Genomic DNA, 17,954 nt, shown 5'->3' with positions numbered 1-17,954 from the left:
CCGCCCGCGCCACCCACCCCCCACTCCCCCCCCCCCCCCCTCCCCCCTCCCCCCCCCTCCCCCCCCCCCCCCCCCCCCCCCCCCCCGCCCCCCCCCCCCCCCCCCCCGGGGCAGGTTTCGGCGGCGACAGCGGTTTCGCCCTCGCGTTGGGGCTGACCCCGTTGGCCGGCCCGTTGCTCGGCGGGCTCTGCGCCTGGGCACTGATGGCCGTCACCCCCGCCCGCCACTGGGCCCGGACGGTGAAGGCCGCCCTGGCCGGTCAGGCCGCGCTGGTGGGGGCCGTCGCCGCGCCGGCGTTTCCCTTCGTCACCCTCTTCACCTTCGCCACCCTCCGTTAGGGCTTAGCCTGCGCCTCGGGGTGGCCCGCCCGGGCGACGGCGGCTTCACGGGCGGCTTCGAGGGCGGTGAAGACGGCCTGGCCGGCCTCGTTGCGGCGGCGCAGGTGGGTGACCACGGTGTTGGTGACCGCGATCAGCGGGACGGCCACGATGGCGCCGCCGATGCCGCCGATGATGGAGCCGGCGGCCACGCCGAGGACCACGCCCAGCGGGTGGACGCGGACGGCCCGGCCGAGGATGAGCGGCTGGAGGATGTGGCCCTCGAGCTGCTGGACGGCGATCAGCACCACCAGCACCATCAGCGCGGTCCACGGCGAGGTGGTGACCAGCGCGATCAGCACCGCGACCGTCCCGGTGACCAGCGCGCCGACCAGCGGGACGAAGGCGCCCAGGAAGATGATCACCGCGAGCGGCAGCGCCATCGGCACGCCGAGCAGCTGGATGCCGATGCCGATGCAGACCGCGTCGATGAAGGCCACGCAGACGGTGCCTCGGACGTACGCGGTGAGGGTCGCCCAGGCCTTCGGTCCGGCGCCGGCCATCGCGTAGCGGGAGTGCCGGGGCAGACCGCGCAGCGCCCAGTTCCAGATCCGCTCGCCGTCGTAGAGGAGGAAGAAGGTGGTGAAGAAGGCGAGCAGGACGGTGGTGAGCACCTCGACGGCGATCTGCGCACCGGTGAGGCCGACCGAGGTGAGCTGATCGGTGTTGGTGCTGATCGCCTTGGTGATCTGGTCGGCGAAGTCCTTGATCTGCTGCTCGGTCAGGTGCAGCGGGCCGGTGATCAGCCAGTCCCGAAGGGTGGCGACACCGTCCTGGACCTTGCTGGTGACGTCGGACAGGTTGGTGGTCACCTGCCAGACCACGAACCAGCCGACCAGCCCGATCCCCGCCAGGCCGCTCATGAACACCCCGCCGGCGGCCAGCGAGCGCGGTACACCGTGCCGGCGCAGCCAGGAGACGCTGGGCTCCAGCAGCGCGGAGATCAGCAGCGAGGCCAGCACGGCGAAGGCCACCAGCCGCAGCATGTCGACGACCATGAAGAGCACGTAGAGCGCGGCGCCGAGCAGCAGCAGCCGCCAGGTCGACTCGGCGGCCACCCGCAGGCCCCACGGCACGGCCTCGGCCGGGGTGGCGGGCCGTCCGGGGTGGAGTTCGCGCCCGAACGCGCCGTGGGTCGGTACCGGTGCGGCCGGCGCCGCGGGGGTGGCCTTCGGCGAGGGCGTGGCCTTCGGCGAGGGGGCGACCTCCTCACGGGGCGCCGGCAGGACGGCCGGTGCCGGCAGCGGCACCACTTCGACCGGCGGCTCGTGGAAGTCGGCCGCGATCGCGGCACGCCGGCGCCGTTCGATCACGGCGACCGCGCTCGCCACCACGGCCACACCCTTGGCCATGGCCTTGAAGGCCTTCCCGCCCCGCGCCATTCTCGCTACCGCCGCTCCCCCGCTGGGCCGCCGTGCCCGGCGGTACGCCGTGTACCGTCACGGCCGTCAGGAATGAAACTACCCGCCCGGTGCCCGGCGAGTCCGGCGGGCGGGTCGGTTGGCCGCGATCGGCACCGGGGCGAACGGCCGGATCGGCTGCGCACCTCGGCCCCGTACCGGGACAAACCTGCCTGATCCGGGGCGTTTCAGGCGACGGGCAGCGGGGAGGACTCCGGACGAGAACCGGAGCCATCTGTCGGCGGACCGGCCGGTGCGGGGAGCAACCAGGACCCCTTCCCGCGCCCCGCGTCCGCAACCAGGACCGCACCGCCCGTGAGCGCACTGGTCAGCGCAGCCCGGGCGGCGCGGCCCGCCCCCCGGGCCGGGCCGGCCGGCATGGGAACGCGACGCAGCCCCCGACCGCGAGCAGAGCGGTCGGGGGCTGCGTCGAACAGCGGTGTCGGTACCGGCCCAGTGGCAGTAGCGGCCTAGTACCAGTGGTGCGACTGCCAGAACGACCAGGCGCCACAGGGGCTGCCGTAGCGGCTGTTCATGTAGTCCAGGCCCCACTTGATCTGCGTCGCCGGGTTGGTGCGCCAGTCGGCGCCCGCCGAGGACATCTTGGAGCCGGGCAGCGCCTGGACCAGGCCGTAGGCGCCGGAGCTCTTGTTGGTGGCGGTGTAGTCCCAGCCGCTCTCGCGCTTCACGATCTGGCTGAAGCACTGGAACTGCGCGTCGCTGCCGACGATCTGCTGGGCGAGCGCCTGGACCGAACCGGGGCTGACCGAGACCGGCGGGGCCGACGTGTCGGTGGCGGCCATCGCCGAGCGGGCCTTGGAGCGGTTGGCGGCGGCCTCGTCGGCCTTCCGCTTCTCCTCGGCTGCCTTGGCCGCGTCGGCCTTGGCCTGCGCATCGGCCTTGGCCTGTGCGTCGGCGGCGGCCTTCTGGCGCGCGGCCTCGTCGGCGGCCTTCTGCTCCGCCGCGGCCTTGGCTGCGGCGTCGGCGGCGGCCTGCTGGGCGGAGGCCTGGGTGCCGATGTTGTCGCTGATGGTCTGCGCCTGGGCGCCAGAGGGGACTTCGGCAAGCAGGGTCGCACCGGCGACGTCGACCGTCTGCGTCGTCTTGCCCTCGCTGCCCGAGGCCATACCCACGACGGCACCAACGGCGGTGACGGCGGTGGCGGAGGCCACAGCAACTCCCCGGACCGAGATCCGAGTCACATGGTTTCCTTCCAGCATCGCCCACGCGTGACCGTGCGGACGCAACATGCCCCTTGGCGCTGCCCTCCGTACGGTGCTGGTCACGGGAGGTACTGACCCGGCGCCGGCCGACGTGAGTCGAGCAGGCGTTGAGATCGGGCGGCGTACGACTCATCGGTGTTCAATTGTGCGTCCACCTACCGGAGTTGGCGGACCATCCGGACGGGGCCACCGGTTGCCCGGAAGCCCTGTCATGCCGTACGCGGGGCCTGACAGAACCCTCACCATGCCGCACCGGGCACTGTCGACGCAATTCCCCGTTGCGTGGCGCATCTCACATTCACCGCACCGGAGTTCTCCGGACAGAAAGCACTCGATGTGATGAAAGGGACGGGGGCCCGCCCCGTCAGGAGCGGGCCCCACGCCCGGAATTGACCGTATTGTCCGACTATGACCCTGCCGGGCGGATCACGGGTGGATGTCCTCCAGCATCTCCGTGACCAGCGCCGCGATCGGCGAACGCTCGGAGCGCGTGAGCGTGATGTGCGCGAACAGCGGATGCCCCTTCAGCTTCTCCACCACCGCCACCACACCGTCGTACCGGCCGACCCGGAGGTTGTCCCGCTGCGCCACGTCGTGGGTGAGCACCACCCGCGAGCCCTGGCCGATCCTGGACAGCACCGTCAGCAGGACGTTGCGCTCCAGCGACTGCGCCTCGTCCACGATCACGAAGGCGTCGTGCAGCGAACGCCCGCGGATGTGGGTCAGCGGCAGGACCTCCAGCATGCCCCGGGAGATGACCTCCTCGATCACGTCCGGGGTGGTGACGGCGGAGAGGGTGTCGAAGACCGCCTGCGCCCAGGGGCTCATCTTCTCCGTCTCGGAGCCCGGCAGATAGCCGAGCTCCTGGCCGCCGACCGCGTACAGCGGCCGGAAGACCATCACCTTGCGGTGCTGCCTCCGCTCCAGCACCGCCTCCAGCCCGGCGCAGAGGGCGAGCGCGGACTTGCCGGTGCCGGCCCGGCCGCCCATCGAGACGATGCCCACCTCCGGATCGAGCAGGAGGTCCAGCGCGACCCGCTGCTCGGCGCTGCGCCCCCGCAGCCCGAAGGCCTCGCGCTCCCCGCGCACCAGCCGGACCCGGCCGTCACCGGTCACCCGGCCGAGCGCCCGGCCCCGCTCGGAGCTGAGCACCAGTCCGGTGTGGACGGGCAGTTCGGCGGCCCCCTCGACGTGCACGGTGGCGTCGTGGCCGGCCGCGAACAGCGCGTCCACGTCGTCGGCCGGGACGTGCAGCTCCGACATGCCCGTCCAGCCCGAGGTGATCGCCAGCTCGGCCCGGTACTCCTCGGCGAGCAGGCCGACCGAACTGGCCTTGATCCGCAGCGGGAGGTCCTTGGAGACGACGGTGACGTCGTACCCCTCGGCCTGCAGGTTGCGGGCGACCGCCAGGATCCGGGTGTCCGCCTCGCCGCCGCCGGACCGGTAGCCGGCCGGCAGTATCGACAGGTCGGAGTGGTTGAGCTCAACCCGGATGGTGCCGCCGAGCTCGCCGACCGGGATCGGCTCGTCGAGCCGGCCGAACCGGATGCGGAAGTCGTCGAGCAGTCGCAGCGCCTGGCGGGCGAAGTAGCCCAGCTCCGGGTGGTGCCGCTTGGCCTCCAGCTCGGTGACCACCACCACCGGCAGGACGACCTCGTGCTCCTCGAAGCGGCTCATGGCGAGCGGGTCCGCCAGGAGCACGCTGGTGTCGAGAACGTACGTGCGCCGGTCTGGTGTCCGGCGGCTCTTGGAACTGACCACTAGGCCTCCAGGGCGGATGACCCTGCGTCATCCGCGGCAAGCCGGCCCCCGCTGCCCCGGTGGCCTCGGAGCCGGTCTGACCGGAGTATTCCCAGGCGAGGGGCGGTGCATTCGCGTCCCCGGCGAACTGACGGATCATTGCCGATGAACGTTTGGCCTCGCCCCGGGCCCGGGTAGGCCAGCTCCTACGGGGCAGTCGGCCGCGGCTCGGCCCGGTGGCTCCCCGCGGGAGTCCCGGAGGGGGTCAGAGCCCCATCCGCCGGTGCCGCTCCTCGTACGCGCGCAGCGCCCGCAGGAAGTCGACCTTGCGGAAGGCCGGCCAGTACGCCTCGCAGAAGTAGAACTCGCTGTGCGCGCTCTGCCAGAGCAGGAAGCCCGACAGCCGCTGCTCGCCCGAGGTGCGGATGACCAGGTCCGGGTCGGGCTGGCCCTTGGTGTAGAGGTGCTCGGCGATGTGCTCGACGTCGAGGATCTCGGCCAGCTCCTCGATCGAGGTGCCACGCCCGGCGTGCTCCTGGAGCAGCGAGCGGACGGCGTCGGCGATCTCGTGCCGGCCGCCGTAGCCGACCGCCACGTTGACGGTGATCCCCTCGATCCCGGCGGTCTCCTCGGCGGCCCGCTTGAGCACGTCCGCGGTGTGCTGGGGCAGCAGGTCCAGCGCGCCGACCGGGTTGACCTTCCAGCGGCGGGCGGCGGCCAGGCCGGTGACGGCGTCCTCGATGATGCCGAGCAGCGGGACCAGCTCGTCGGCGGGCCGGGAGAGGTTGTCGGTGGAGAGCATCCAGAGCGTGACGACCTTGACGTGCGTCTCGTCGCACCAGCCGAGGAACTCGCTGATCTTGTCGGCGCCGCGCTGGTGGCCGTAGGCGGTGGAGCCGCCGGTCGCCTTGGCCCAGCGGCGGTTGCCGTCGAGGATCACGCCGATGTGGTGCGGGGTGCGGGCGAGGTGGACCTCGACCCGGCGCCCGTAGAGGCCGTACATACCGTCCAGCAGGGTGCGCAGACCCGGCGTGCGTTCGACGACATCGCGCAGACCCATGGTTTTCGGCCCCTCCGTAACTCTTCACCGGGGTACGTCACAACCCCCGGCGCAGCCTACTCCCGCACGGACGCGGTGGGTAAAGCCGCAGGTAGCGGTCCGGTCACGGTCCTGTGCGGAGTCTGTTGCGACCGGTGTGGCGGCGGTGGCCGGAAGGCGCTCACCGGCACACGCGACGGCCACCGGGGTGACGGCTACGGAACGGTATCCGATTCCTTAAGGAATCCGTAAGCCGACGATCGATGCTTGACGACCAGCAATGGTCTAGTCCAGCTTTTGACCCAGGGCGGAACAAGCACCGGATCCCCGCCCCACCCGAGGCAGTACTGCGGACCTCCCCTCCCCCACACGCGGCCGCCGCGCCCCCCACCGCGGCGGCCGCTCCTCCCCCACAGGAGCGCACCTCCATGGCCCGTACGCTCAACCAGCCCGCGCACAAGCGCCGGCGCAGCACCCTTCCGGCCCTCGCCGCCGGCGCCACCGCCCTCGCCCTGGCCGGCAGCGGTCTGGCCCTCTTCGCCGGCGGCGCCAGCGCGGCCGCCGGGAACCTGGTCGCCAACGGCGGCTTCGACTCCGGCTCGCTGAGCGGCTGGTCGTGTACCGGCGCCGCGACCACCGTCTCCTCCCCGGTCCACGCCGGCACCGGCGCGCTCCAGGCCACGCCGGGCGCCGCGGACACCGCCGAGTGCACCCAGACCGTCAGCGTGCTGCCCAACACCAGCTACAGCCTGAGCGCCTGGGTCCAGGGCCCGTACGTCTACCTCGGTGCGCGCGGCACCGGCGGCACCGACCCGAGCAGCTGGTCCAACCAGAACAGCTGGAACCAGCTCTCCTCCACCTTCACCACCGGCGCCAACGTCAACACCATCACGCTGTACGTGCACGGCTGGTACGGCCAGAGCGCCTACCTCGCCGACGACATCGTGCTGAACGGCCCGGGCGGCACCTCCACCGCGAGCCCGACCGCGACGCCCACCCCCACCGCGACCGCGACCGCCTCGCCCACCGCGACCGCCTCCCCGACGGCGACCGCCACCCCGACCCAGACCGCGACGCCGACCCCCACGGCCACCGCGACCAGCACCCCGCCGCCGGCCACCGGCCTGCCCAAGCACGTGGTCACCGGCTACTGGCACAACTTCGACAACGGCGCGACCGTCCAGAAGCTCGGCGACGTCCAGAGCGCGTACGACATCATCGCGGTCTCCTTCGCCGACGCCGTGCCCACCAGGACCGGCGCGATCAGCTTCGCCCTCGACCCGGCGCTCTCCAAGGCCCTCGGCGGCTACACCGACGCGCAGTTCCGCGCCGACGTGAACGCCAAGCGGGCGGCCGGCAAGAAGGTCATCCTCTCCATCGGCGGCCAGAACGGCGCGATCTCCGTCAACGACGCCACCGCGGCGGCCGCGTTCGTGGACAGCGCCTACGCGATCGTCAAGGACTACGGCTTCGACGGCATCGACGTCGACCTGGAGAACGGCGTCAACGCGACCTACCTGGGCAACGCGCTGCACAGCCTGCAGGCCAAGGTCGGCCCGAACTTCATCCTGACGATGGCCCCGGAGACCATCGGGATGTACAGCACCGCCGGTGCCTACTTCCAGCTGGCGCTCAACACCAAGGACATCCTGACCGTCGTCAACACCCAGTTCTACAACTCGGGCGGCATGAACGGCTGCGACGGCAAGGTCTACAACCAGGGCACCATCGACTTCATCACCTCGCAGGTCTGCACCCACATCCAGGGCGGTCTGCGGCCCGACCAGGTCGGCATCGGTGTCCCGGCCTCCGGCAAGGCGGCCGGCGGCGGCTACGTCTCGCCGACCGTGGTGAACAACGCGCTGGACTGCCTGGCCACCGGCAAGAACTGCGGCAGCTTCGTCCCGCCGGCCAAGTGGCCCACCATCCGTGGCGCGATGACCTGGTCCACCAACTGGGACGCCAACAACGGGAACGCGTTCTCCAACGCGGTCGGCCCGTTCGTCCACCAGATGCCGTAACCCCCGGGGTCCGTCACTGACGGACCCGTGGCGCGCCGCTCCTTGAGGGTGGGGCCCGCGCGCCGCCGACGGGCCCGTCGTACCCGACCGGTACGGCGGGCCCGTCCGCTTCCTACTGGAGAAGTACTGCGGCGAGCGTGCCGAGCAGCAGGAAGGGGCCCATCGGCAGGTCCAGGCCGCGCACCGGCCGCCGCCGGATCAGGGCGGCCACGGCCAGCGCGATCGCCCAGAGCCCGGCCAGGAACCCGGCCGAGAACAGCCCGGCGAAGGCCGCCGACCAGCCGTACCGGCCGAGCAGCGCGCCGAGGCCCAGCGCCAGGACGGTGTCCCCGGCACCCATCAGGCCGAACCAGCCGGGCAGTTCGAAGAGCGCGGCGGCGGCCAGCGCCACCAGCAGGCAGCGCAGCAGCACGCCCGGGCGGCCGTCCGCGAGCTCCAACACCACCAGCAGCAGCGCCAGTCCGGCCGCCAGCGTCCAGCTCAGCGGGTACGGCAACCGGCGCACCCGGGCGTCGGTGAAGCCGAGCACCACGCCGGGCCCGGCCGCCCAGAGCAGCAACAGGGCGTCGCCCGGGTGGGCCGCACCCAGCGCGGCGGCGGCCGACGCCGCCGCCACCGCCTCGACCAGCCAGGGCCGCGGGCCCAGCCGCTCCCGGCAGCCCGGGCAGCGGCCGGTCGGCGGCAGGCCGCGCAGCTCCCGGGCACAGAACGGGCAGGCGGTGCACCACGGTTGGCCCTCGGGCACGGCGTACCGCACGACCAGCCCGCGCAGCGCCGGTGCCAGCAGCAGACCGGCCAGCACCGCTCCGAGTACCGTGACGGCCACGGCGCCCCCTCTCGCTCACCGCCGGAACCGGCCCTCCGGGAACCGGTCGGCGCTCCTCGGCGTCCGACCCCTGCGGTGCCCATCGGAGTCCGGGCGCCGCACCGACCACATCATCCACGGGGAAACACTGTGACCAACACTCAGAACGCGGTGCGCGCGGCCGTCCCGCTCGCGGCCCTGGCCCTGCTGCTGACGGCCTGCGGGCCGGACAACGCGGACCCGGCCGACCCGGGCGCGGCGGGCACCGGCGGCGCGACGGCGGCCGTCACCGGCACCCCGGCCGCCACCGGGACGCCGTCGGCCACCGGCGGGGGCTCGGCCGGCACCGCGGGCACCGGCGGCACCGCGGCCACGGGCGGCACCGGCGGTTCGACCCCGAACCCCGTCCCCTCGGCCGCCACCAGCGGCAACCCGATCGGCGGAGCCAGCGGCGGCAGCGGTAGCAAGATCAGCTACGACAACCCGCTGGCGCCCACCGCCACCGGCAGCTACCTCGGCAAGACCAAGGCCGACGTCGCCCCGGTCTCGGTGGTCAAGGGCAACGCCGCCGAGATCGCGCCGTTCAACTTCAAGCCGGCCGACGTGGAGGGCAAGACGCCGTACTACGTGACCGTCTCCTTCACCAACCGCACCGGCGCCCCGCTCACCGACGAGTACTTCATGATGCGGTTCAAGGTGAAGTCCGACGCCTCGGGCACCGGCGGTGCCCTGCCGGCCCCGACCATCATGAAGTCGATCCCGCAGTGCGACGCCGGCAAGAAGCCCGGCACCCTGGCGGACGGCCAGACCCAGCAGCAGTGTGCCGTCTATCTCGTCCCGACCGATACCCCGCCGAAGTTCCTCGTCTTCGGCAGCGTTCTGGACACCGAGCCCCTGATCTGGAAGGCCGGCTGACAGCTGCGCCTCTCGATCGAAGGGGCACCTCACGGGCGGTCCGGCACGTGTCCTCGCACGCGCGCCGGACCGCCCCGCCGTACCCCTAAAGTAGGCAGGCATGCAGGTCATCCAGTCCAGCAAGCTCGCCAACGTCTGCTACGACATCCGCGGCCCGGTGCTCGACGAGGCGATGCGGCTGGAGGAGCAGGGCCACCGCATCCTGAAGCTCAACACCGGCAACCCCGCCGTGTTCGGCTTCGACGCGCCCCCGGAGATCCTCCAGGACATCCTGCGCAACCTGGCGTCCGCGCACGGGTACGGCGACTCGAAGGGCCTGCTCTCGGCCCGCCGCGCCGTGGTGATGCACTACGAGGACCGCGGCCTGCACGGCCTCACCGTCGAGGACGTCTTCCTCGGCAACGGCGTCTCCGAGCTGATCCAGCTGGCTATGACGGCGCTGCTGGACGACGGCGACGAGGTGCTCGTCCCGGCGCCGGACTACCCGCTCTGGACCGCCTCGGTCTCACTGGCCGGCGGCACCGCCGTGCACTACCGCTGCGACGAGCAGTCCGAGTGGTACCCGGACCTCGCCGACATCGAGGCCAAGGTCACCGACCGGACCAGGGCGATCGTGGTGATCAACCCGAACAACCCGACCGGTGCGGTCTACCCGCGCGAGGTCCTGGAGGGCCTGGTCGAGATCGCCCGCCGGCACAAACTGGTGGTCTACGCGGACGAGATCTACGACAAGATCCTCTACGACGACGCCGAGCACATCCCGCTGGCCACCCTGGCCCCGGACCTCTTCTGCGTCACCTTCAACGGCCTCTCCAAGGCGTACCGGGTCGCGGGGTTCCGCTCCGGCTGGATGGTGCTCTCCGGCGACCGCCACCGCGCCCGCAGCTACATCGAGGGCCTGACCGTGCTCGCCTCGATGCGGCTCTGTGCCAACATGCCGGCCCAGCACGCCGTGGCCGCGGCGCTCGGCGGGCGGCAGTCGATCAAGGACCTCGTCCTGCCCGGCGGCCGGCTGCTGGAGTCCCGGGACGCCGCGTGGCGGCTGCTCAACGAGATCCCCGGGGTGAGCTGCGTGAAGCCGAAGGGCGCGCTCTACGCCTTCCCCCGGCTGGACCCGAAGGTCTACAAGATCAAGGACGACGCCCAGATGGTGCTGGACCTGCTCCGCGCCGAGCGGATCCTGCTGGTCCAGGGCACCGGCTTCAACTGGCCCGAGCCGGACCACTTCCGGGTGGTCACCCTCCCGCGTGCCGAGGAGATCACCGACGCCGTCACCCGCATCGGCGACTTCCTCAGCGGCTACACCCAGCCCTGACGGCGTTCCTTCGTCAAAACGCTGCGGCTCGTCAGAACGCTGCGGCTCGTCAAAACGCTACGGCCGGAGTCCCGGTCCGGACGATCTCCTTGGTCGGGGAAAGATCGTCCGGCGGGGCTCCGGCCGTCCTGTCGCTCGGTCGGTGCGCGATTCGTGCCACGCACCGCCGATTGCTCTCGGCTGAGGCTCAGGCTCAGCCGAGGCGCGCGACCAGGTCTCGGTACTCATCCCACAGCTCGGTGGGCGTGTGGTCGCCGAACAGCTCCAGGTGGGCCGGGACGAGCGCGGCCTCCTGGCGCCAGATGTCGGCGTCGACGGTGAAGAGCAGGTCGAGGTCCTCCTTCGACAGCTCCAGGCCGTTCAGGTCGAAGCCCTCGACGGTCGGCAGCACGCCGATCGGGGTCTCGACACCCTCGCCGGCGCCCTGCAGGCGCTCGACGATCCACTTGAGCACGCGGCTGTTCTCGCCGTAGCCGGGCCAGACGAACTTGCCCTCGCTGTTCTTGCGGAACCAGTTCACGTAGTAGATCTTCGGCAGCTTGGCGGCGTCCGCCTGGGCGCCGACCTTCAGCCAGTGGGCGAAGTAGTCGCCCATGTTGTAGCCGCAGAAGGGCAGCATCGCGAACGGGTCGCGGCGCAGCTCGCCGACGGTGCCCTCGGCGGCGGCGGTCTTCTCGGAGGCGATGTTGGCGCCCAGGAAGACGCCGTGCTGCCAGTCGAAGGACTCGGTCACCAGCGGGACGGCGGTGGCGCGGCGGCCGCCGAAGAGGATGGCCGAGATCGGCACACCCGCCTGGTCCTCCCACTCGGGGGCGATGGTCGGGCACTGCGCGGCCGGGACGGCGAAACGGGCGTTCGGGTGGGCCGCCGGGGTGCCGGACTCCGGCGTCCAGTCGTTGCCGCGCCAGTCGGTCAGGTGGGCCGGCGGCTCGTCGGTGAGGCCCTCCCACCACACGTCGCCGTCGTCGGTCAGGGCGACGTTGGTGAAGACGGTGTTGCCCCAGAGCGTCTCGATGGCGTTGGCGTTGGTGTCCACGCCGGTGCCGGGGGCGACGCCGAAGAAGCCGGCCTCGGGGTTGATGGCGTACAGGCGGCCGTCGGCGCCGAAGCGCATCCAGGCGATGTCGTCGCCGATCGTCTCGACCTTCCAGCCCGGGATGGTCGGCTGGAGCATGGCCAGGTTGGTCTTGCCACAGGCGGACGGGAAGGCGGCCGCGACGTACTTGGGCTCTGCCTGGCCCTTGTCGTCGGCGGGCGGGGTGAGCTTGAGGATGAGCATGTGCTCGGCCAGCCAGCCCTCGTCGCGGGCCATGGTCGAGGCGATGCGCAGCGCGTAGCACTTCTTGCCGAGCAGGGCGTTGCCGCCGTAGCCGGAGCCGAAGGACCAGATCTCCCGGGTCTCCGGGAAGTGCGAGATGTACTTGGTGCTGTTGCACGGCCACGGCACGTCCGCCTGACCCTCGGCGAGCGGGGCGCCGACGGTGTGCACGGCCTTGACGAAGTCGCCGTCCTCGCCGAGCTGGTCCAGCACGGCCTGGCCCATGCGGGTCATCACGCGCATCGACACGGCGACGTAGGCGGAGTCGGTGATCTCGACGCCGTACGCGGCCAGCGGGGAGCCCACCGGGCCCATCGAGAAGGGCACCACGTACATGGTGCGGCCCTTCATCGAGCCGTTGAACAGGCCGTTCTCGCCCTGGAAGACGGCCCGCATCTCGGCGGGGGCCTTCCAGTTGTTGGTCGGACCGGCGTCCTTCTCCTGCTCGGAGCAGATGTAGGTGCGGTCCTCGACGCGCGCCACGTCCGTCGGGTCCGAGGCGGCGTAGTAGGAGTTGGGGCGCTTTTCCTCGTTGAGCTTCTTGAAGGTGCCCTGGGCCACCAGCAGGTCCGCGAGGCGGTGGTACTCGTCCTCGGAACCGTCGCACCACTCGATGCGGTCCGGCTGGGTGAGCTCCGCGATCTCGCTCACCCAAGCCAGCAGACGCTTGTGGCGGGTGGGCGCGGATGCGCTGAGAGCGAGGTTCTCGTACGACACGATCGCTCCGTTTCACGCCATCTCGGCAGGGAGGCGGCGTAGCGGGGGTTTGAGGGTGCTTGCAGCGTAGCTCCGGCCTCAAGGCTCGAATACGGCGCAGCGGTGAAATTGACGCATCTTTTACTACATTCAGTCTGGTTACTGGTTGGTAAGGCGTCGCTTTCGGCCGAGCCGAGGCACTCGAACGCTGGAGTCGAACACTCCAAAACGTCCAAGTAGTGATGAGCACCACTTCCTACGCGGCGGTAACCTACGGCTCCGTAGGTAACGGGTAGCATGCTGCCCATGACTGCTGAGCTCGTGGAGATCACGGAGCGTACGGAGAGCAAGCCGAAATGGCGCGGCTGGCTGCACGCCGCGATGTTCCCCGCCACGGTGGCCGCCGGGATCGTGCTGATCTGCCAGGCCGGCTCCACGTCCGCCAAGGCCGCCTGCGCGATCTACTCGGTCAGCGCCTGGATGCTGTTCGGGGTCAGCGCGGTCTACCACCGCTTCACCTGGGGACCACGCGGCGACGCCGTCCTGCGCCGGCTCGACCACGCGAACATCTTCCTGATCATCGCGGGCACCTACACCCCGTTCACCATCCTGCTGCTGGACGGCGCCGCGAAGCAGGTGCTGCTCTGGGTGGCCTGGGGCGGAGCGCTGGCCGGGATCGCGTTCCGGGTCTTCTGGGTCGGCGCGCCGCGCTGGCTGTACACACCGGTGTACATCGCGCTGGGCTGGGCCGCCGTGTTCTTCCTGCCGGACTTCCTGCACACCGGCGGGGTCGCGGTGGTGGTGCTGATGGTCGTCGGCGGGCTGCTCTACAGCGTCGGCGGGGTCGTGTACGGGCTCAAGCGGCCCAACCCGTCACCACGCTGGTTCGGCTTCCACGAGGTCTTCCACGCCTTCACCCTCGGGGCCTTCATCGTGCAGTACGTCGGGGTCTCACTGGTGGCGTACAACGCGGCCGGCTGAGCCGGGTACGCCATGACGGGCGGCCGGCCGGTCCTGTGACCGGGTGGCCGCCCGTTCTGCCGTCCACTCCGGGGCGGGGCGCGGCGAGCGGCCGTGGTCAGGGTGGTCGCGGTGCGCCGGGAGGGCGTCCGTCGAGCACTCGCGCGTGACCTGCTCATGCGACGCGTGCTCGTGCGACGCGTGCCCGTGGGATGCGTACGGGCGGCCGGGGTGCGGGCGGGAGCGGGCCTGCCGGGCGTCCAGCGCCTCGCGGGCCCGACGGCAGCGCTCGCAGTGCGCCGCGTCCGGGGCCCCGCCGGCGGCCTGGTGGCCACGCGGCGCGACGGGTTGGCGCAGCAACCGCCAGCGGCGGCCGACGTACACCATCAGCAGCAGTACCTCGACCCCGGCGACCACCAACACCAGCGGGGCGCCGTTGATCAGATAAGCGGCAACCACGGCCAGCGCCGATCCCACCACCACCGCCGCGCCCCAGATCTGGGCGGTCAACTCCCTGTCGGCCATTCGGTCTCCCCTTCCTGCACCGGTTCCTCCGCCGGGCCAGTGGTCGGCTCCTGCCGCCCCACCCCTTCTCCGCTCTCGGCACGCGTCGGACCGCACTGACCGATTGCCACATCGTATCTACCGACAGTCACCCGCCGACGCCCCCAAGCGGCGAACGACAGATCAACGTTGCGTCAATTCCACGTGCGGAACGCGCACTTCCAGGACACATGACGGAGCGTGACCAAGTGGACGCGCCTCGACGTATTGACGGTCGCCACCTTTTGGGAGGTACTGTCATTTGACAGGAACTTCCCCATCCTTCGACCGGCTCCCGGAGGTTGCCCGTGTCCACCGCTCCCGCCCCCGCCCCGCCCGGGCCGCACCCGCGGCGCTGGCTGGCGCTGGTCGCCGTCGCGCTGAGCGTCCTGGTGATCAGCTTCGACATGACGATCCTCAACGTGGCCCTGCCCACCCTGGCCTCCCAACTGCAGGCCGGCACCGGGCAGCAGCAGTGGATCGTCGACTCGTACACCGTGGTCTTCGCCGCCGCGATGCTCCCGGCCGGCCTCATCGGCGACCGGTTCGGCCGTCGCCGCACCCTCACCGTGGGCCTCGCCCTGTTCGGCCTCGCCTCCGCGGTCGGCATGCTCGCCGACAGCCCCGGCACCCTGATCGCCGCCCGCGCAGCCATGGGCCTGGCCGGCGCGCTGATCATGCCGATGTCCATGGCGGTGATCCCCGGGCTCTTCCCGTCCGGCGAGCAACGCCGCGCCACCGCGATCCTGGCCGCCGCACTGGCGGCCGGGGCCCCGCTCGGCCCGCTGATCGGCGGCTTCCTGCTCCAGCACTTCTGGTGGGGCTCGGTCTTCCTGATCAACATCCCGCTGACCGCCATCGGCATCGTCGCCTGCGTGCTGCTGCTCCCGGAGACCCGCAACCCCGCCGCACCCCGGATCGACCTGCTCGGCACCGTGCTCGGCGCAGGCGGCCTGGCCGCACTCACCTTCGGCATCATCGAGGGCCCCGACCGCGGCTGGGCCGACCCGCTGGTGCTCGGCATGCTCGGCGGCTCCCTGATCGCGCTCACCGCCCTGGTCCTGCGCAGCCGTCGCCAGCGGGACCCGATGCTCGACCTCACCCTGCTCGCCGACCCGACCTTCCGCTGGGCGTCGGTGGCCGCGACGCTCGTCTCGCTGGTCCTGTTCGGCGCCTTCTTCGTCCTGCCGCTCTACTTCCAGAGCGTGCTCGGCGCCGACGCCTTCGGCACCGGCCTGCGGCTGATGCCGATGATGCTCGGGCTGATGGTGGCCGCCAAGCTCAGCGACCGGCTGGTCGCCCGGATCGGCGCCCGCGCGGTGATCGCCATCGGGCTGGCCGTACTGGCCGCCGCCCTGCTGCTCGGCAGCCGCACCGAGATCTCCGACGGCTACGGCCTGGCCGCGGTCTGGCTCACCCTGCTCGGCCTGGGCATGGGCCTGTCGCTGATCACCGCCCAGGCCTCCGCCCTGCTCACCCTGCCGCCCGCCCGGGCCGGCGTCGGCTCCGGACTGATCCAGACGCTGCGCCAGGTCGGCGGGGCGATCGGGGTGGCCGTCTTCGGCAGCCTGCTGGCCGGTTCGTACCGCGGCTCGCTGGACACCGCGGCGCTCTCCGCCGACGCCGCGCACAAGGCCGGGCAGTCGGTGGTCGCCGCCGACGCCGTGGCCGCCGCCACCGGGGACCAGGCACTGACCGCCTCGGCGCACGCCGCGTACGTCCACGGCATGACGGTGGTGCTGCTCGTCTCCGGGGTGATCGCGGTGCTGTCGGCGGTGCTGGTCGCGCTGCGGATGCCGAGCGCCGAGCCGCGAGCGGCAGCGGAGGCGCAGGAGGCCGCCGAGGCGCAGGAGACGGCGGAGACGGCGGAGGTGGCGCAGGCGGCCGCTGCCGAGGCCGGGTCACAGCCGGGGTCACCGTCCGGGACGGCCACCGTACCGGCCACCGATCACGGATAATCGAAGGCATGAACGCAACGCGGCCGACAACGGCGCCCCCGGCAGCAGGACCGGCCCTTTCGGTCCAGGCGATGCTGGAGGCTCCGTTGTCGCTGCGCGAGCGGAAGAAGCTGAAGACCCGCCAGGCGATCCGCCGCGAGGCGTACCGGCTGATCGCCGAACAGGGCTACGAGAACACCACTGTGGAGCAGATCGCAGCGGCGGCCGAGGTTTCGCAGTCCACCTTCTTCCGGTACTTCGGCACCAAGGAGGACCTCGTCCTCACCGACGAGTACGACCCGGCGATGGTCACCGCGCTGTTGGCCCGCCCCGCCGACGAACCGTTCCTGCACTCCTGCCGGGAAGCCCTCATCGGGCTGATCCGCGACCTGCCGCAGCACGAGCGGGACGAGCTGCTCACCCGGATGCGGCTGGTCAAGGACGTCCCCGCGCTGCGCGCGAGGATGCACGAGGACGCCAACAACCCGCAGCAGCTCTACCTCGACGTGCTGACCCGCCGGGCCGGCGTCGAGGAGCCGACCTTCGAGATGCGGATCACCGCGGCCGCCATCGGCGCGGCCACCACCGAGACGGCGCTGCGATGGGCCGAGAGCGAGGGCACGCTGGACATCGCGGACCTCGTCGACCACACCTTCGCCTTCCTGGAGCGCGGGTTCGACGGCCTGTAACCGGCCACACGGGTCGGCATGTGGGTGGCCGTGCGCTGCGTTCGTGCGCTGCGTCCGTGCGCCGTGAGCGTGCGACGGCGGGGCCCGGCCGCCGCGCCGGACCCCGCCGCCCCTCACCCGGTGGCGCTACCCGCGCCGGGCACCCGCCCGCCGACGCAGCGCGACGCCCGCGCCCGCGAGCGCGGTGACGCCCAGGGCCCCGGCCGCCGTGACGGCGGGCAGCGCGGTACCGCCACCCTCCGCCGCCGCCTCCTGCGCGGTGGCGTCCGGCTGGTAGCCGCCGCCCTTCCCGGCCCGGTCGTACGCCGAACCGGGCAGCTTGTCCCCGTACCGCTGCTGGACCAGCTTCTGGTACGCCGCCAGGCTCACCCCGGCCGCGCCCACCGAGCGCCGCGCCTCGTCGTCCAGCGGCAGGACCCGGCCGTCCCGCAGCACGTACCAGGCGTTGAGCTGCGGCTCGCGGAACGCCGTCCCTCCGCCGCTGCCGGCTGCCTGTGCCGCGTAGTCGCTCTCGTCGCCGCCGGAGGCGATGTTGACGACCCGCCAGGTGTCGCCCTGCTTCACCGTCCAGACCGACGCCACCTGGCCGTCCGCCGAGACGGCCTTGCTGGCGGTGAACTCGGCCTTGGCCACCGGCGCGCCCGGGGTCCCGGCCACGAAGGCCGCGTCCAGGGTGTAGACCGGCACGGTGTCGCCGGACAGGCTCGGCGCGGCCGCGCTCGCCGCCTGCGCTTCCTCGGCCGCGCCGATGGTCAACTGTTTGGTCGGCGGCACGCCCTTGCGGGCGAAGAAGTGGCCCAACTGGTCCAGGACGTCCGGGGTCTGGGCCGCGCCCCGGGCCTGCGCCAGCTCGGCACCGGTGACCGGCGAGGGAGAGCCGGCCCCGTTCTCGGCGTGCGCCGCCGGGGTGACGGCCAGGCCCAGGCCGGCGGCGATCAGGACGGCCACGGCCGCGTTACGGATGCCGTTCATGTCG

Annotated in this window: 15 protein-coding genes; 7 read left to right on the top strand and 8 right to left on the bottom strand. The window is 72.1% G+C overall.

The features are described from left to right. Nucleotides 1-161: 161 nt before the first annotated feature. Nucleotides 162-338 (top strand): hypothetical protein, encoded by a 177-nt coding sequence (locus ACZ6NC_RS20215; RefSeq protein WP_465734593.1) that lies wholly within the window; start codon nucleotides 162-164, stop codon nucleotides 336-338. Here ACZ6NC_RS20215 and ACZ6NC_RS20210 read toward each other — a convergent pair. From ACZ6NC_RS20210 to ACZ6NC_RS20195, 4 genes are all read right to left on the bottom strand, one after another. Next, nucleotides 335-1,759 (bottom strand): AI-2E family transporter, encoded by a 1,425-nt coding sequence (locus tag ACZ6NC_RS20210; RefSeq protein ID WP_465734591.1) that lies wholly within the window; start codon nucleotides 1,757-1,759, stop codon nucleotides 335-337. The two genes, ACZ6NC_RS20215 and ACZ6NC_RS20210, sit on opposite strands and share 4 nt — an antisense overlap. A gap of 488 nt (nucleotides 1,760-2,247) precedes the next feature. Continuing rightward, nucleotides 2,248-2,979, bottom strand: a complete 732-nt coding sequence (locus ACZ6NC_RS20205; RefSeq protein ID WP_465734589.1) for an aggregation-promoting factor C-terminal-like domain-containing protein — start codon at nucleotides 2,977-2,979, stop codon at nucleotides 2,248-2,250. A 447-nt stretch (nucleotides 2,980-3,426) separates the two neighbouring features. Further along, nucleotides 3,427-4,761 (bottom strand): PhoH family protein, encoded by a 1,335-nt coding sequence (locus ACZ6NC_RS20200; RefSeq protein WP_465734587.1) that lies wholly within the window; start codon nucleotides 4,759-4,761, stop codon nucleotides 3,427-3,429. A 244-nt stretch (nucleotides 4,762-5,005) separates the two neighbouring features. Then, on the bottom strand, nucleotides 5,006-5,800 hold the full coding sequence (locus ACZ6NC_RS20195) for an isoprenyl transferase (protein WP_209417189.1): 795 nt from the start codon (nucleotides 5,798-5,800) through the stop codon (nucleotides 5,006-5,008). A gap of 407 nt (nucleotides 5,801-6,207) precedes the next feature. Between ACZ6NC_RS20195 and ACZ6NC_RS20190 the strand changes: the two genes are divergently transcribed. Beyond that, nucleotides 6,208-7,800, top strand: coding sequence for a chitinase (locus ACZ6NC_RS20190; protein WP_465734585.1), 1,593 nt, complete (start codon nucleotides 6,208-6,210; stop codon nucleotides 7,798-7,800). 112 nt (nucleotides 7,801-7,912) lie between these two features. On the opposite strand, the gene ACZ6NC_RS20185 is transcribed toward ACZ6NC_RS20190, so the two are convergent. Continuing rightward, the gene (locus ACZ6NC_RS20185) at nucleotides 7,913-8,626 is read right to left on the bottom strand and encodes a prepilin peptidase (protein WP_465734583.1); all 714 of its coding nucleotides are present in this window, start codon (nucleotides 8,624-8,626) and stop codon (nucleotides 7,913-7,915) included. Nucleotides 8,627-8,755: 129 nt separating this feature from the next. Between ACZ6NC_RS20185 and ACZ6NC_RS20180 the strand changes: the two genes are divergently transcribed. Both ACZ6NC_RS20180 and ACZ6NC_RS20175 read left to right on the top strand, forming a co-directional pair. Next, nucleotides 8,756-9,520, top strand: a complete 765-nt coding sequence (locus ACZ6NC_RS20180; RefSeq protein ID WP_465734581.1) for a hypothetical protein — start codon at nucleotides 8,756-8,758, stop codon at nucleotides 9,518-9,520. 100 nt (nucleotides 9,521-9,620) lie between these two features. Next, nucleotides 9,621-10,835: a pyridoxal phosphate-dependent aminotransferase gene (locus ACZ6NC_RS20175; RefSeq protein ID WP_465734580.1), complete on the top strand. Its 1,215-nt coding sequence runs from the start codon at nucleotides 9,621-9,623 to the stop codon at nucleotides 10,833-10,835. 193 nt (nucleotides 10,836-11,028) lie between these two features. On the opposite strand, the gene ACZ6NC_RS20170 is transcribed toward ACZ6NC_RS20175, so the two are convergent. Continuing rightward, nucleotides 11,029-12,870 carry a phosphoenolpyruvate carboxykinase (GTP) gene (locus ACZ6NC_RS20170; RefSeq protein WP_465734578.1) on the bottom strand — a complete coding sequence of 614 codons (1,842 nt, stop codon included), beginning with the start codon at nucleotides 12,868-12,870 and terminating at the stop codon, nucleotides 11,029-11,031. Between the two features lie 276 nt (nucleotides 12,871-13,146). On the opposite strand from ACZ6NC_RS20170, the gene trhA reads away from it, so the two are divergent. Beyond that, a complete protein-coding gene (gene trhA, locus ACZ6NC_RS20165; protein ID WP_465734576.1) occupies nucleotides 13,147-13,830 on the top strand; it encodes a PAQR family membrane homeostasis protein TrhA in 684 nt (227 codons plus the stop codon). Here trhA and ACZ6NC_RS20160 read toward each other — a convergent pair. Continuing rightward, a complete protein-coding gene (locus tag ACZ6NC_RS20160; RefSeq protein ID WP_465734574.1) occupies nucleotides 13,801-14,334 on the bottom strand; it encodes a hypothetical protein in 534 nt (177 codons plus the stop codon). The two genes, trhA and ACZ6NC_RS20160, sit on opposite strands and share 30 nt — an antisense overlap. A gap of 326 nt (nucleotides 14,335-14,660) precedes the next feature. Between ACZ6NC_RS20160 and ACZ6NC_RS20155 the strand changes: the two genes are divergently transcribed. Together ACZ6NC_RS20155 and ACZ6NC_RS20150 are read left to right on the top strand one after the other, a co-directional pair. Then, nucleotides 14,661-16,310: an MFS transporter gene (locus ACZ6NC_RS20155; RefSeq protein ID WP_465734572.1), complete on the top strand. Its 1,650-nt coding sequence runs from the start codon at nucleotides 14,661-14,663 to the stop codon at nucleotides 16,308-16,310. 8 nt (nucleotides 16,311-16,318) lie between these two features. Beyond that, complete coding sequence (locus tag ACZ6NC_RS20150) at nucleotides 16,319-16,978, top strand: TetR family transcriptional regulator (protein WP_465734570.1); 660 nt, start codon at nucleotides 16,319-16,321, stop codon at nucleotides 16,976-16,978. Nucleotides 16,979-17,104: 126 nt separating this feature from the next. Here the strand turns inward: ACZ6NC_RS20150 and ACZ6NC_RS20145 are convergent, their stop codons facing one another. Then, entirely contained in the window at nucleotides 17,105-17,950 is an 846-nt protein-coding gene (locus ACZ6NC_RS20145; protein ID WP_465734568.1) for a hypothetical protein, read from the bottom strand. Nucleotides 17,951-17,954: the final 4 nt, after the last annotated feature.

The sequence above is a fragment of the Kitasatospora sp. NPDC041988 genome, from assembly GCF_055588525.1.
Note: the sequence above shows the minus strand (reverse complement) of the source record. Positions and strands in the feature narration are given on the sequence as shown.

Coding starts and splice junctions, on each gene's coding strand:
- ACZ6NC_RS20145 (WP_465734568.1), bottom strand. CDS start 17,950: ATGAACGGCATCCGTAACGCGGCCGTGGCCGTCCTGATCGCCGCCGGC.
- trhA (WP_465734576.1), top strand. CDS start 13,147: ATGCTGCCCATGACTGCTGAGCTCGTGGAGATCACGGAGCGTACGGAG.
- ACZ6NC_RS20175 (WP_465734580.1), top strand. CDS start 9,621: ATGCAGGTCATCCAGTCCAGCAAGCTCGCCAACGTCTGCTACGACATC.
- ACZ6NC_RS20190 (WP_465734585.1), top strand. CDS start 6,208: ATGGCCCGTACGCTCAACCAGCCCGCGCACAAGCGCCGGCGCAGCACC.
- ACZ6NC_RS20150 (WP_465734570.1), top strand. CDS start 16,319: ATGAACGCAACGCGGCCGACAACGGCGCCCCCGGCAGCAGGACCGGCC.
- ACZ6NC_RS20160 (WP_465734574.1), bottom strand. CDS start 14,334: ATGGCCGACAGGGAGTTGACCGCCCAGATCTGGGGCGCGGCGGTGGTG.
- ACZ6NC_RS20210 (WP_465734591.1), bottom strand. CDS start 1,759: ATGGCGCGGGGCGGGAAGGCCTTCAAGGCCATGGCCAAGGGTGTGGCC.
- ACZ6NC_RS20195 (WP_209417189.1), bottom strand. CDS start 5,800: ATGGGTCTGCGCGATGTCGTCGAACGCACGCCGGGTCTGCGCACCCTG.